Here is a 15,008-nt window from a genome sequence, read left to right as displayed (position 1 = left end):
GTGAAATGACTGACAACCTGATCGAAATCCGTGACCTCAATGTAGCCTTCAGTGGCCAGACCGTGGTGCGCAACCTGTGCCTGGACATCCACCCCGGCGAATGCCTGGCGCTGGTCGGCGAGTCCGGATCCGGCAAGTCGGTGACCGCCCACTCGATTCTGCAACTGCTGCCCGAAAACGGTACGCAAACCACCGGCAGCATTCGCTATCGCGGCCAGGAATTGATCGGCGCCGACGCTAACGTCTTGCGCGAACTGCGCGGTAACCGGATCGCGATAATCTTCCAGGAGCCGATGACCTCCCTCAATCCGCTGCACAGCATCGAGAAGCAGATCGGCGAAACCCTGCTGCTGCACAAAGGGCTGGGTGGCAAAGCGGCGCAAGCGCGGATTCTAGAATTACTGCAACTGGTGGGCATCCAGAAGCCCGAAGAGCGGCTCAAGGCCTACCCTCATCAACTGTCCGGCGGCCAGCGACAACGGGTGATGATCGCCATGGCCCTGGCCTGCGAACCGGAATTGCTGATCGCCGACGAACCGACCACCGCGCTGGATGTGACGGTGCAGCGCAAGATCCTGCGGCTGCTCAAATCCCTGCAACAGCAGCTTGGCATGTCGCTGCTACTGATCAGCCACGACCTCAATCTGGTGCGCAGCATGGCCCAGCGGGTGTGCGTGATGCACGCCGGGGAAATCGTCGAGCAGGCACCTTGCGAAACGCTGTTCACCGAGCCGAAACACCCTTACAGCTGCGTGCTGCTGAACGCCGAGCCGGAAGGTGAAGCCCTGCCCCGGGACGAGCGTGAAAACGTGCTGGAAGTGGAGAATCTGCAAGTGCAGTTCACCCTCGGTGGCGGGCTGTTCCAGCGTAAGACGTACCTGCGAGCGGTGGACGGCATCAGCCTGAACGTTCAGCGCGGCAAGACCCTGGGCATCGTCGGTGAGTCCGGTTCAGGCAAGTCCACGCTCGGTCAGGCGATCCTGCGCTTGCTTGATTCCGAAGGCAGCATTCGCTTTCAGGGGCAGGCGCTGGATGGCCTGACGCAAAAGCAACTGCGGCCATGGCGCAAGAAGATGCAGGTGGTATTCCAGGATCCTTTCGGCAGCCTCAGCCCGCGAATGTCCGTGGCGCAGATCATCAGTGAAGGCCTTGAGGTCCATAGCCAGTCCACCCCTGCCCAATGCGAGGCCCAGGTCATCCGGGTGCTGGAAGAAGTCGGCCTCGATCCGCAAAGCCGTCATCGCTACCCGCACGAATTTTCCGGCGGGCAGCGCCAACGCATTGCCATTGCCCGCGCGCTAGTGCTGAAGCCGGCGTTGATCCTGCTCGACGAACCGACCTCGGCGCTCGATCGCACAGTGCAAAAACAAGTGGTCGCCCTGCTCCGCCAGCTTCAGGAGAAATATGGCCTGACCTACCTGTTCATCAGCCACGACCTGGCGGTGGTGCGTGCCCTGGCCCACGACATGATCGTGATCAAGGACGGCAAAGTGGTGGAAAGCGGCGCCAGCCATGATGTGTTTGAATCGCCGCAGCATCCGTATACCAAGGAGCTGTTGGCGGCGGCGCATCCGGGGTTGGCATAATCCCTGCGATCTTTTGATCTTGATTTCCAAAAATGGACACCCCGATGAACACCACCGAAAGCCTCAAGGACTACCAGCGCGTTCGCACCCTGGCGATCCGCTCGCTGTTCGAGATCATCGAGCAATCGAGCGAAGGCACGGTGATTGTCGACCGCGATGCGAACATCGTCTGGATGAACGAGCGCTATGCCCGGCGATTCGGCCTGGAGTCGGCCGCAGGTGCCATCGGCAGGGCCTGTGAAAGCGTGATCCCCGGCAGCCTGTTGCGTGAGGTGGTGCGCACCGGACGGCCGATCCTGCTGGACATGCAAGACACCCCCAAGGAACCGCTGGTGGTGATGCGCCTGCCGATTCACGACGATGCCGGCGCGGTGATCGGCGCCATCGGTTTTGCCCTGTTCGACGAATTGCGCAGCCTGTCGCCAATGCTCAAGCGCTACCTGAGCATGCAGGAAGAACTGGCGTCCACCCGCTCGCTGCTGCGAGCACGGCAGACCAAGTACAACTTCGCGCACTTCATCGGCACCAGCGCCGCCAGCCTCGAAGTCAAACGCCGCGCCCGACGCAGCGCCAGTGCAGAGTCGCCGGTGTTGTTGCTCGGTGAAACCGGCACCGGCAAGGAACTGCTGGCCCAGGCGATCCACGGCGCATCGCCCCGGGCGCATAAAGCCTTCGTCAGCATCAACAGCGCAGCGATTCCCGAGTCGCTGCTGGAAGCCGAGTTCTTCGGCACCGCGCCCGGCGCGTTCACCGGCGCCGATCGCAAGGGCCGCGCCGGCAAGTTGCAAATCGCCCAGGGCGGCACGCTGTTTCTCGACGAAATCGGCGACATGCCGCTGCCGCTGCAAAGCAAGTTGCTGCGGGTGTTGCAGGAGAAGGAATTCGAACCGGTAGGTTCCAACGAAGTGATTCAGAGTGATGTGCGAGTGATCGCCGCCACCTCCACCGACCTGGTAGCAGCGATCAAACGCGGCGAGTTTCGCGCCGATCTGTATTACCGCCTCAATGTGCTGCCGATCCAGGTCCCGCCCCTGCGTGATCGCCTCGACGACCTGCCGGCCCTCAGTGAAGCGATCCTTGAGGAACTGCGCAGTCAGCATGAATTGAACCGCGAAGCCCTGGAATTGTTGGGGCAACACGCCTGGCCGGGGAACATTCGTGAACTGCGCAACGTGCTGGAGCGGGCGGCGTTGCTCAGTGATGACTTGATGCTGAACGCAGCGGATATCCGCGCGGCGATTGGCAGCTTTACCCCGGTGGAGCGTGCGGCGTCTCTGCCCCTTGAGCCGATTGCCCATGAAACCTTCAGTGAGGCTCGTGAACGGTTTGATCGGCAGTTGATTGAATCGACCCTCGCGCAATGCGGTGGGAAGGTGATCGAAGCGGCGGCGCGGTTGGGGCTGGGACGGTCGACGTTGTACAAGAAGATGGCGGCGCTGGGGATTGCTGAGTCTCCATAAAGAGACATTGATCTCCATGGGTAGACAGCGCCTCTTCGCGGGCAAGCCTCGCTCCTACAGGTCGTGCAATTTCGTAGATAACCACACTCCCGCAGGAGCGAGGCTTGCCCGCGAAAGCGTCAGCACAATCGCCAAAAGTCTCAATACAGAGACAAAAATCACCAAAATCACTTCACAAACAAATAATCTCCTTATATTTCAATAGCTTAGATATCTGGCACGAAACCCGCTATAGCCCTCCCACCAAGCTTCACCCTACAAAAATAACAATCCTGGAGAGACACACCATGAGTGTGATCATTGCCTTGGCAGCCCTCGCGCTGCTGATGGTGGCTGCTTACCGTGGCTACAGCGTTATCCTCTTTGCCCCGATCGCCGCCCTCGGCGCCGTCCTGTTCACCGACCCTTCCGCCGTCGCCCCCGTCTTCACCGGGGTGTTCATGGAAAAAATGGTCGGCTTCGTCAAACTGTATTTCCCGGTATTCCTGCTCGGCGCGGTGTTCGGCAAGCTGATTGAGTTGTCGGGTTTCTCCCGCTCCATCGTCGCAGCAGCGATTCGCTTGCTCGGCACTCGCCAGGCGATGCTGGTGATTGTGCTGGTCTGCGCCTTGCTCACCTACGGCGGTGTGTCGTTGTTTGTGGTGGTGTTTGCGGTGTACCCGTTTGCCGCCGAGATGTTCCGCCAGAGCAATATTCCCAAACGCCTGATCCCGGCGACCATCGCCCTCGGCGCGTTCTCGTTCACCATGGACGCCCTGCCTGGCACGCCGCAGATCCAGAACATCATCCCCAGCACCTTCTTCAACACCACCGCCTGGGCGGCGCCGTGGCTGGGTGTGATCGGCACGATTTTCGTGTTCTGTGCCGGCATGCTGTTTCTGCAGCGCCAGCGTAACAAGGCCCAGCGCACGGGTGAGGGTTACGGTTCAGAGCTGCGCAACGAACCGGAAACCGCACCGGACATCCAACTGCCTAATCCGTGGATCGCGCTGTCGCCGCTGTTGCTGGTGGGCCTGATGAACCTGCTGTTCACCCGCTGGATTCCAGAATGGTATGGCAAGACCCACAGCCTTTCGCTGCCGGGCATGGCCGCTCCGGTGACCACCGACATCGCCAAGCTGACGGCGATCTGGGCGGTCCAGGCTGCCTTGCTGGTGGGCATCATCATGGTGCTGGTGTTCGGCTTTAAGGCGATTCGTGGCAAGTTGGCCGAAGGCAGTAAAAGTGCGGTCAGCGGCGCGCTGCTGGCGGCGATGAACACGGCATCGGAATACGGTTTCGGGGCGGTGATCGCCTCGTTGCCAGGCTTTCTGGTGCTGGCCGACTGGCTCAAGAGCATTCCCAACCCGTTGGTCAATGAAGCGATCACCGTGACCTTGCTGGCCGGCATCACCGGCTCGGCGTCAGGCGGGATGAGCATCGCTTTGGCAGCGATGTCCGAGAGTTTCATCAGCGCTGCCCACGCCGCCAATATTCCCCTGGAAGTGCTGCACCGGGTCGCCGCGATGGCCAGTGGCGGCATGGACACCCTGCCGCACAACGGCGCGGTGATTACCTTGCTGGCGGTCACCGGCTTGACCCACCGCGAGGCCTACAAAGACATTTTCTGTATTACGCTGATCAAGACACTCGCTGTTTTTGTGGTGATCGGTACTTTCTACGCCACTGGCATTGTGTGAGGTATTCATGACGACTCTTTCGGGCAAGACCGCACTGGTCACCGGTTCCACCAGCGGCATCGGTCTGGGGATCGCCCTGAGCCTGGCCAAGGCTGGCGCCAACCTGATCCTCAACGGTTTCGGCGATGCGTCCAAAGTGATTGCCGAAGTAGAACAATTCGGCGGCAAGGTCGGCCATCACCCCGCCGACGTCAGCGACCCCGCACAGATCGCCGACATGATCGACTACGCCGAGCGTGAGTTCGGCGGTGTGGATATCCTGGTCAACAACGCGGGCATCCAGCACGTGGCGGCGGTGGAAGATTTTCCGGTGGAGCGCTGGGATTCGATCATTGCGATCAACCTGTCGTCGGTGTTTCACAGCACTCGTTTGAGCTTGCCGGGGATGCGCGCCAAGGGCTGGGGACGGATCGTCAACATCGCTTCGGTGCACGGCCAGGTCGGTTCGGTGGGCAAGGCGGCATACGTCGCGGCCAAGCATGGCGTGATCGGCCTGACCAAAGTGGTCGGTCTGGAAACCGCCACCACCAACGTTACCTGCAACGCCATTTGCCCAGGCTGGGTGCTGACGCCGCTGGTGCAGAAGCAGATTGATGATCGCGCCGCGACCGGGATCGACCCGCAGCAGGCGCAACACGACTTGCTGGCCGAGAAACAGCCCTCCCTGGAATTCGTGACGCCGCCGCAGCTGGGTGAGTTGGTGCTGTTTTTATGCAGCGAAGCCGGTAGCCAGGTGCGTGGCGCAGCGTGGAATATAGATGGTGGGTGGTTGGCGCAGTAGCCTGCCGCCATACCCTGTGGCGAGGGGGCTTGCCCCCGTTGGGGCGCGAAGCGGCCCCCAGATAGACGCCGCACCCTCGCTGATGCACAGTGAGTCGAGCGGGCGACTGCTTCGCAGCCGAACGGGGGCAAGCCCCCTCGCCACAAAAGCGCTCTTGCCACAAAAGCCTGTGTGTTATGCATAAATAAGAAGAGGCCAAGCCATGTCCGACATCCTCTGGCAACCCGGCACCGAGCGCATCGGCAAGTCCCGCATGGAGGCCTTCCGGCGTTTCGTCAATCAGCGACACGCCCTTGGGATCGCCGACTACCCTGCCCTGCACCAATGGAGCATCGACCAGCGGGAAGCCTTCTGGCAGGCCATCGTCGATTTCTTTGACATCCGTTTTCACGATCAGCCAGACGCGGTGCTGATCGAGGGCGCGCAAATGCCCAGCGCCCAGTGGTTCCCCGGCGCTACCTTGAACTTCGCCGAACACCTGCTGCGCCGTCGTGACGATGCCGTGGCAGTCGTCGCCATCGGCGAAAACGGTCAACGGGAACAGCTGACCTGGGCCGAACTGGCAAGCCACGTCGCCGGTTTTCAAAATAGCCTGAAAGCCGCCGGTGTCGGCCTCGGCGACCGCGTGGCGGCGTGCATGCCGAACACCTGGCAAACCCTGGTGGCCATGCTCGCCACCACCAGCCTGGGCGCGATCTGGTCCTGTTCTTCACCGGATTTCGGCACCCACGGGGTGATCGATCGCTTCGGCCAGATCGAACCGAAAGTGCTGATCACCTGCGCCGGCTACCGCTACGCCGGTAAAGAGATCGACCAGACCACCAAGGTCAATGAAATCCTCGGACAGTTGCCGTCCTTGCAGCAATTGATTGTTGTGCCTTATGCGCGTCCTCAAGCGCGCATCGAGGATTTCCGCTGCCAGGCCAACGTGACGCTGTGGGACGATTTTTACGACCCGGGCGGCGAGCCGCAATTCGTTCCCGTGCCTTTCGCCCATCCGCTGTACATCCTCTACTCCAGCGGCACCACCGGCGTACCGAAGTGCATTGTGCACGGCACCGGCGGCGTGCTGCTGCAACACGTCAAGGAACATGGCCTGCACACCGACCTCGGTGCCGGTGACCGTTTGTTCTACTACACCACCTGCGGCTGGATGATGTGGAATTGGCTGGTCTCGGCGTTGGCCGTCGGCAGCGCCGTGGTGCTGTATGACGGCTCGCCGTTTCATCCAGGGCCGGAGCGCTTGATCGACCTGATCGACGACGAACGCCTCAACGTCTTCGGCACCAGTCCGAAATTCCTCACTGCGCTGGAAAGCAATGGCTTGAAGCCGTGCGACAGTCATGACCTGAGCAGCCTGAGAACCATCCTGTCCACCGGCTCGGCGCTGTCGCCGCAAAGCTTCGATTACGTCTACCGCGCGTTCAAGTCCGACCTGTGCCTGTCTTCGATGTCCGGTGGTACCGATATCGTTTCGTGCTTTGTGATTGGCAACCCGGTCCTGCCGGTGCGCCGTGGTGAGATGCAATGCAAGAGCCTGGGCATGGCGGTCGAAGTGTGGAACGACGATGGCAAGCCCGTGATCGGTGAAAAAGGCGAACTGGTGTGCACCCGGCATTTCCCGGCCATGCCCATCGGCTTGTGGAACGACCCGCAACAGGAAAAGCTGCGCGCTTCGTATTTCAGCCTGTTCCCCGGCGTCTGGGCCCAGGGCGATTACGCCGAACAACTGCCCCATGGCGGCATGCTGATCCACGGCCGCTCCGACGCGGTGCTCAACCCCGGCGGCGTACGCATCGGCACGGCGGAAATCTACCGTCAGGTGGAGAAAGTCCCGCAGGTGCTGGACAGCGTGGCCATCGGTCAGCAATGGCAGGATGACGTGCGAGTGGTGTTGTTCGTGCGCTTGCGCGAAGGCGTCGAACTGGACGAAGCGCTGCAACAACAGATCCGCCAGGTCATCCGCGCCAACACCACGCCACGGCATGTGCCAGCGAAGATTGTCGCGGTGACGGACATTCCGCGGACCATCAGCGGCAAGGTGGTCGAGTTGGCGGTGCGCAACGTGGTGCATGGCCAGAAGGTGAAGAACACCGATGCACTGGCCAACCCCGAAGCCCTGGAGCAATTTCGAAACCGCCCCGAACTGAATGACTGACGCCGGCGCTAGTCCACCAAACCCCATTCACCCGGCGGTGCATGGGGGGTGGGCGCGGCCTCGGCGTGCATTTTCAGGCGCAAGCGCAAGTTGTTCACCGAATCAGCATGCTTCAACGCCTCTGCCTCATCGATTGCGCCCTCGGCAAACAGCGCGAACAGCGCCCCGTCAAACGTCTGCATCCCCACCTCTGAAGACTTCTCCATGATTCCCTTGAGTTCGCCAAACTCATTGCGCCGGATCAGGTCGCCGATGGTCGGCGTTCCCAGCATCACCTCCACCGCCGCCCGACGCTGCCCATCGCGGGTACGCACCAGGCGTTGGGAAACAAACGCCTTGAGGTTGTTGCCCAGGTCGTTGAGCAACTGCCCCCGGCGCTCTTCGGGAAAGAAATTGATCACCCGATCCAGCGCCTGATTGGCGTTGTGCGCATGCAACGTGGAAATTACCAGATGACCGGTATCGGCAAACGCCAGCGCGTGCTCCATAGTCTCGCGGTCACGGATTTCGCCGATCAACACCACGTCCGGCGCCTGGCGCAACGTGTTTTTCAGCGCGGCGTGGAAACTGCGGGTATCGACGCCGACCTCGCGCTGATTGACGATCGACTTCTTGTGCCGATGGATAAACTCGACCGGGTCTTCGATAGTGATGATATGGCCACTGCTGTGGCGGTTGCGGTAATCGATCAGCGCTGCCAGCGAGGTCGACTTGCCCGAGCCGGTCGAACCGACGAACAGCATCAGCCCTTGTTTGAGCATCACGGTTTCAAGCAGCACCGCTGGCAAGTTGAGGTCTTCGAAGCGTGGAATGTCGAGTTTGATGTTGCGCGCCACGATGGAAACATCATTGCGCTGCTTGAAGATATTGAGCCGGAAACGCCCGACCCCGGGCAGGGAAAGTGCCAGGTTCATTTCCAGGTCCCGATCGAACTCCAGGCGCTGTTCGGCGTCCATGATGGACGCGGCAATGGCCGCCACTTCTCCCGGCTTGAACGGTTGATCGGTCAGGGCTTTGAGCACACCGTCAAATTTCGCGCTGGGTGGCGCGCCCGTGGACAGGTAAAGATCGGAGCCATGGCGGCTGGCCAGAATCTGCAGCAGTGCATCGATTTCCATGGCAAAAAGCACCCACGAAGCATTCAATAAAAAAATGACCCCATGCGGGTCATCCAGCGTCTACCGCCTTGCAAGGATAGTAGACGCCGCCACACTGACTCATGCGCAGGACATGTAGATGAACGCACCACCGACCGCCAGCGATGCCCAGGCCTTGATTGCCCGACTGGACTGGACAAACAACCCGCTGGGCGCCGCCGAAAACTGGCCGCAGAGCCTGCGCACCGCGGTGGACATCGTGATCCACTCGCCAATGCCGATGCTGCTGCTGTGGGGCCCGCAGCTCACCCAGATCTACAACGACGGCTTCGCCTTCCTCGCCGGCAGCAAACACCCTCACGCTTTCGGACAACCGGCGCACCAGATCTGGCCGGAACTCAAAGACTTTACCGACCCGATTTACAGCGCCGTCCTACAGGGCCAGGTGCGGACCTACAGCGAACAGCGCTTCACCTTGCAACGCGACGGTCGGGATTCTGACTTCTGGCTGGATTTGACCTACAGCCCCATTCGCAATGAAAGCGCCGAGGTTGCCGGGATATTGGTCACGGCCATCGAAACCAACGAACGCCGCCGCATCGCCCTCGAACTGGAACAACGCTCCGCCGCCAGCCTCAAGGCCCAGCAAGACACCGAGCAGCGCCTGCAACTGGCACTGGCCGCCACCGATGCCGTCGGCACCTGGGACTGGGACATTGGCGAAGACCGTTTCATCGCCGATGCACACTTCGCGCAATTGCATGGCGTCGATCCGGCCATGGCCAGCCAGTTGCCGATCAGCGAATACCTCCACGGCGTGCACCCGGAAGACCGCGCCATGATCGCCCGCAGCATCAAGCACTGCATCACCCATGGCAGCGAGTACGCCGAGGAATATCGCTTGCTGCAAGCCGACGGCCAGTTGCGCTGGGTGTTTGCCCGGGGTCGTTGCTACAAGGACCACCATGGCCGGCCGATCCGTTTTCTCGGCGCCGCGCTGGACCTGACCGAACGCAAACACATCGAACAGGCCTTGCGCCAAAGCCAGACCGAGCTGCAACTGATCATCAACGCGATGCCGATCCTGATCAGTTATGTGGACCGCGAAGAGCGCTTTCGCCTGAACAATGCCGCCTATCTGGAATGGTATGGCCTGACGCCCCAGGAGCTTTACGGCCGCACCATTCGTGAAGTGCTCGGCGATGAAGCCTATGCCCTGCGCGCCGAATACATCGCCGAGGCGCTGAAAGGCAAGACCTGTTGTTTCAGCATCAGCGCCGATCACCGCGATGGCAGCACCCGCCAGGCCCTGATGAACTACCTGCCACGCCACGGCGCAGACGGCGCGGTGAATGGTTTCTACATCTTCGTGATCGACGAGACCGAGCGCAAACAGACCGAAGAGGCGCTGCGCAACCTCAACGAAACCCTGGAAGAACGCGTGAGCGCTCGCACCCAACAACTGGCCGAAGCCAACCAGCGACTGCAGAACGAGATGTTCGAGCGTGAGCGCGCCGAAGACGCCTTGCGGCATGCGCAGAAAATGGAAGCGGTCGGCCAGCTCACCGGCGGCATCGCCCATGACTTCAACAACATGCTCACCGGGATCATCGGCAGCCTCGATTTGATGCAGCGCTACATCGCCGATGGGCGCGCGGCCGAGATCGGTCGCTTCACCGAAGCGGCAGTGTCCTCGGCCCATCGCGCCGCCGCCCTGACCCATCGGTTGCTGGCATTCTCAAGGCGTCAGTCACTGGATCGCAGGCCACTGGACGCCAACCAGCTGGTGCATTCCCTGGAAGACTTGCTCAGCCGGACCAAGGGCGATCACATCGAGCTCAAACTGAAGCTGGCCGATGAGGTCTGGCCGGTCAGTACCGATGTCAGCCAACTGGAAAACGCCTTGCTCAACCTCGTGATCAATGCCCGGGATGCGATGCCCGATGGCGGCGAGCTGTTGATCGAAACCGCCAATGTTCACCTCGACGGCAGCGACGTCACCCCGCTGGAGCCGGTCAGGGCCGGGGATTACCTGATGATTGCCGTCAGCGACAACGGTGCCGGCATGACCCCATCGGTACTGGCCAAGGCCTTCGATCCGTTCTTCACCACCAAACCCATCGGCCAGGGCACCGGCCTTGGGTTGTCGATGATCTATGGTTTCGCCCAGCAATCGGGCGGGCACGTCAGCCTGCACAGCCGGCCGGGCCAGGGCACCAACGTTCGCCTGTATTTGCCACGGTTGCACGTCGCCCTGCCGGAACACGCTCAGCTGCCCGTCGCAGGTGAAGCACCGCCAGCGGTTGCCGGTGAAACCGTGGTGTTGGTGGAAGACGATCCGGCGGTGCGCATGCTGGTGCTCGACCTGCTCAAAGAGTTGGGTTATCACGCCCATGAAGCCGAAGATGCGCAGAGCGCCCTGCCCTTGCTGGAGTCCGACCTGCGGGTCGATCTGCTGGTAACCGATGTCGGGCTGCCGGGCATGAATGGTCGGCAATTGGCGGAAATCGCTCGTCAGCACCGCCCGGAGCTCAAAGTGCTGTTCATTACCGGTTATGCCGAGAAAGCCGCCGAACGCCAGGGCTTCCTGGAGGAAGGCATGGACATGGTGGCCAAACCCTTTTCCATGGACCTGTTGGCCAACAAGATTCGCACGATGATCGGCCAAGCCGGCTGAGTTAAGGCATAATCGCGCGCCCCACGCTGGCACCAACATAGCCACCACCGTTGCAAGGTACGCCCAATGAAAGCTCAAGCCCGCCATATTCTGGTGAAAACCTCGGAAGAAGCCGAGCAGCTCAAACAACGCATCGCCAAGGGCGAAGCCTTCGATGTGCTGGCCAAGAAATACTCCACCTGCCCGTCCGGCAAACGCGGCGGCGATCTTGGCGAAGTACGGCCCGGGCAGATGGTCGGGGCGATCGATGCGGTGATCTTCAAAAAACCGCTGCGGGTGGTGCATGGGCCGATCAAGAGCAAGTTCGGGTATCACCTGGTGCAGGTGTTTTACCGGGACTGATCGGTTGGCTCGATATACAGGGTGAGGCTTGCCTGTGGCGAGGGGGCTTGCCCCCGTTCGGCTGCGAAGCAGTCGTAGATCCTGCGCACTCGGTGTGTCAGGTCGATCAAGGTCACAGGTTTTGGGGCCGCTTCGCGGCCCAACGGGGGCAAGCCCCCTCGCCACAAAAACCACAGCCACCACAGGCATTGCATTTCAATCTTTGGGAATCAACGCCCCCGGCACTTGAATCACCCGGCTCGCCAACCGATGCCCCGCTTCAGCAGCCTCGACCGGACTCCCGCCCTTGAGGCGGCAAGCCAGATAGGCCGCGCTGAACGAATCCCCCGCCGCCGTGGTGTCCACCACCCGTTCGACCACTTGCGCCGGCACTTCGAACGACTCGCCGTCACAGCGAATCAGACACGCCTCGGCACCGCGTTTGAGCACCACTTCGGGCGTGCCCATCTGCTCATAAGCGGCAAACACCGCCGCGCAATCGGAAAAGTGGAACAGCGCCTGCTCGTCATCAACCGTCAGCAACGCCAAGTCGACATAGGGCAACACTTCGCGATAAGCCGCTCGTGCGTCCTCGACCGAAGCCCACAGGCGTGGTCGATAATTGTTGTCGAACACGATCCGCGCATCCCGCTGCCGGGCTTCGATCAGGGTCTCCAGCAGTTTCTCCCGACCCTGCTCACCGAGCACCGCCAGGGTGATGCCGCTGAAATACAGCACGTCGTAATCCGGCAGTGCTGCCAGGATCGGCGCGGCCGCCGGGGTGGTAAAGCAATCGCGCACGGCCGCTTCATTGCGCCAGTAGAGAAAACGCCGCTCGCCGGCCGCGTCGGTCTGGATGCAATACAGACCGGGCAAGCGACCGGGCAACCGCTGAACCATATCTAGCCCGATATGTTCGCTGGCCCAACTCTGGCACATCGCATCGCTGAAACTGTCGTCACCCAGGGCAGTGACGTAATCCACCGTGCCGCCATCGCCCAGTTCACGGGCCAGATAGACCGCGGTGTTCAGGGTATCGCCGCCGAAGCTCTGTTGCAGAGAGCCGTCGGCGCGCTGCTGCAGTTCGATCATGCACTCGCCGATCAGGGCGATGCGCGGGATGTTGGGGCCTAGAGGGCTGATGTTGTTCATGTTGTGGGGGCTCTTAGAAGCAGGTTTCCATGGTTTCGATGACATTCAGCTGCTCATCCACCAGACACCCGATACGCCACTTGTCGAACGTCAAACACGGGTGCGAAGTCCCGAACGAAATGATATCGCCCACCCGCAACTCAACCCCCGGCGCCACGGTCATGAACGCGTGCTGGTCCATCACCGCCGTCACCTTGCAGGCACTCACATCATCGCCGGTCGCCGGCACCACGCCGGCCTTGTAACGCAGCAACGGCACCGGCAAACCGGCGTCGTAGGCCACGTCGCGCTTGCCCAGGGCGATCACCGCAAAACCCGGTTCGGGCAACGACTGCACATGCGCCCAGACTTCCAGCGCCGGGCGCAAACCTTCGTGCAGGTCGCTGCGACGGTCGAGCACGCAGCATTGCGCTTCTTTGTAGATGCCATGGTCGTGGGCCACGTAACTGCCAGGGCGCAGCACGCTGAGGAAACGCCCGCCGGCATTCTGCGCTTCGAACGACTCGGCGATCAGGTCGTACCAGGCCGAGCCCGACGCGGTGATGATCGGTTTGGCAATCGCGAACGCGCCGCTGTCCTGCAACTGCACCGCCAATCGCACCAGGGAGGCTGCGAACTCGCGGATGCCGCTCACCGCATGATCACCGTGAATCACCCCTTCGTAGCCCTCGATGCCGGTCAGCGCCAACGCCGGTTGAGCGTTGATAGCCTTGGCCAGTGCCAGCACTTCGGCTTCGGTGCGGCAACCGCAACGACCGCCGACCACGCCGTACTCGATCATCACGTTCAGGCGCACGCCGCGCGAGGCGAAAAACGCGCCGAGGTCGGCGACGTTATCCGGGTGATCGACCATGCAATAAAAATCGAAAGTCGGGTCTGCCAGCAGGTCGGCGATCAGCGCCATGTTCGGCTTGCCGACCAGTTGATTGGCCATCAGCACCCGGCGCACGCCATGGGCGTAGGCCGCACGGGTTTGCGTGGCACTGGCCAGGGTGATGCCCCAGGCACCGGCGTCCAGTTGGCGACGAAACAGCGCCGGGGTCATGCTGGTTTTACCGTGAGGTGCCAGTTCCGCGCCGCTGTGGCTGACGAAGTCCTGCATCCAGCGAATGTTGTGTTCCAGCGCGTCGCGGTGCAGCACCAGGGCCGGCAGACTGACGTCCCGCACCAGGTTGGCGCCGGTTTGCGCATAGCCCTTTTCCATGGCGGCGGTATTGATGGCAGTAGACATGGTCGATCTCCTCACACACGGCCGCAGGCAGCCGCTGTTATTCGTTGATACGCCGGGCGAGGCTGTTGGCGCTGTCGATCAGCACCCGGCGATAGTCGTTGTAATTGTTCTTCGCATCGGCCCGTGGGGCGACGATGCACAGGGTCGCGATGGCCACGCCGTTCGGGTCTTTGACCGGGGCGGCGAAGCAATGGGTAAAGGTGTCGGCGACGCTGTCGAAGGAAAAGAATCCGTCAATGGCGGCCTGGCGGATCTCCCGGAGAAACTGCTCCAGCGGCAGGCGTTCGCCGTCGGGCAGGATGAAATCGTCGGGGTCGATCAAATCGACGATCTGCTGATCGCTCAGGTGCGCCAGCAGCAGGCGCCCGGAAGCGGTCCAGGGGATCGGCGCGTTTTCGCCGATGTCCGAGGAAATGCGGAAATGCCGCTCACCCTCTTTCATCAATGCCACGGTGTATTTGCGTCCGTTGAGCAGGCACATCTGCGCGGTTTCGCGGGTCTGGCTGACGATTTCCTGCAAGGCGTAATCGGCCTCGCGGGACAGGTCGAAATGACGCAGATGCGCCTGCCCGAGGAAGTACAGCTGACGACCGAGGTAAACGTGACCTTCCTTGCCCACGGGTTCGAGGATGCGCCGCTCCAATAAGGACGCAACCAGTTCGTAGACCGTGGATTTCGGGCTGCCGATGCCGCTGGCGATTTCGTTCGGGCGCAGGGGCTGGCCGATTTCCTTGAGGAAATCGAGGATGTCGAACGCCCGGTCCAGACCGCGAGCCCGGCGCTTGATGGTGTCTTCGGTCATTTCAGTGGTCCCATTCAAAGTGCCGGGAGTTTACCCAGAAGGCCGCCTTCGCGGGCAAGCCTCG

11 protein-coding genes are annotated in these 15,008 nt (G+C 61.6%); 7 read left to right on the top strand and 4 right to left on the bottom strand.

From position 1 onward, the window contains the following. Positions 1 to 5 precede the first annotated feature (5 nt). From AF70_RS18385 to AF70_RS18365, 5 genes are all read left to right on the top strand, one after another. On the top strand, positions 6 to 1,586 hold the full coding sequence (locus AF70_RS18385; RefSeq protein WP_028940937.1) for an ABC transporter ATP-binding protein: 1,581 nt from the start codon (positions 6 to 8) through the stop codon (positions 1,584 to 1,586). A 44-nt stretch (positions 1,587 to 1,630) separates the two neighbouring features. After that, a complete protein-coding gene (locus AF70_RS18380; protein ID WP_026331596.1) occupies positions 1,631 to 3,046 on the top strand; it encodes a sigma-54-dependent Fis family transcriptional regulator in 1,416 nt (471 codons plus the stop codon). Between the two features lie 287 nt (positions 3,047 to 3,333). Next, positions 3,334 to 4,725 (top strand): GntP family permease, encoded by a 1,392-nt coding sequence (locus AF70_RS18375; RefSeq protein WP_028940938.1) that lies wholly within the window; start codon positions 3,334 to 3,336, stop codon positions 4,723 to 4,725. 7 nt (positions 4,726 to 4,732) lie between these two features. Then, positions 4,733 to 5,506, top strand: coding sequence for a 3-hydroxybutyrate dehydrogenase (gene hbdH / locus AF70_RS18370; protein ID WP_028940939.1), 774 nt, complete (start codon positions 4,733 to 4,735; stop codon positions 5,504 to 5,506). 202 nt (positions 5,507 to 5,708) lie between these two features. Beyond that, the gene (locus AF70_RS18365; RefSeq protein ID WP_019578500.1) at positions 5,709 to 7,664 is read left to right on the top strand and encodes an acetoacetate--CoA ligase; all 1,956 of its coding nucleotides are present in this window, start codon (positions 5,709 to 5,711) and stop codon (positions 7,662 to 7,664) included. 8 nt (positions 7,665 to 7,672) lie between these two features. Here the strand turns inward: AF70_RS18365 and AF70_RS18360 are convergent, their stop codons facing one another. After that, on the bottom strand, positions 7,673 to 8,782 hold the full coding sequence (locus AF70_RS18360) for a PilT/PilU family type 4a pilus ATPase (protein WP_019578499.1): 1,110 nt from the start codon (positions 8,780 to 8,782) through the stop codon (positions 7,673 to 7,675). 118 nt (positions 8,783 to 8,900) lie between these two features. Here AF70_RS18360 and AF70_RS18355 point away from each other — a divergent pair, with 118 nt between their 5' ends. Further along, on the top strand, positions 8,901 to 11,438 hold the full coding sequence (locus AF70_RS18355; protein ID WP_028940940.1) for a PAS domain S-box protein: 2,538 nt from the start codon (positions 8,901 to 8,903) through the stop codon (positions 11,436 to 11,438). Positions 11,439 to 11,504: 66 nt separating this feature from the next. Beyond that, positions 11,505 to 11,780 (top strand): peptidylprolyl isomerase, encoded by a 276-nt coding sequence (locus AF70_RS18350; protein ID WP_007933743.1) that lies wholly within the window; start codon positions 11,505 to 11,507, stop codon positions 11,778 to 11,780. A gap of 195 nt (positions 11,781 to 11,975) precedes the next feature. Here AF70_RS18350 and AF70_RS18345 read toward each other — a convergent pair whose 3' ends face one another. The 3 genes from AF70_RS18345 to AF70_RS18335 are packed head-to-tail and all read right to left on the bottom strand — an operon-like array spanning position 11,976 to position 14,944. Further along, positions 11,976 to 12,911, bottom strand: coding sequence for a sugar kinase (locus AF70_RS18345; protein WP_028940941.1), 936 nt, complete (start codon positions 12,909 to 12,911; stop codon positions 11,976 to 11,978). A gap of 13 nt (positions 12,912 to 12,924) precedes the next feature. Then, positions 12,925 to 14,142: an amino acid deaminase gene (locus AF70_RS18340; protein WP_028940942.1), complete on the bottom strand. Its 1,218-nt coding sequence runs from the start codon at positions 14,140 to 14,142 to the stop codon at positions 12,925 to 12,927. Positions 14,143 to 14,179: 37 nt separating this feature from the next. After that, positions 14,180 to 14,944 (bottom strand): IclR family transcriptional regulator, encoded by a 765-nt coding sequence (locus AF70_RS18335; protein WP_019578495.1) that lies wholly within the window; start codon positions 14,942 to 14,944, stop codon positions 14,180 to 14,182. Between the last annotated feature and the right edge of the window lie 64 nt (positions 14,945 to 15,008).

The organism is Pseudomonas sp. KD5 (assembly GCF_012932895.1).
GTDB lineage: Bacteria > Pseudomonadota > Gammaproteobacteria > Pseudomonadales > Pseudomonadaceae > Aquipseudomonas.
This window is presented reverse-complemented; position numbering and strand designations above follow the sequence as displayed.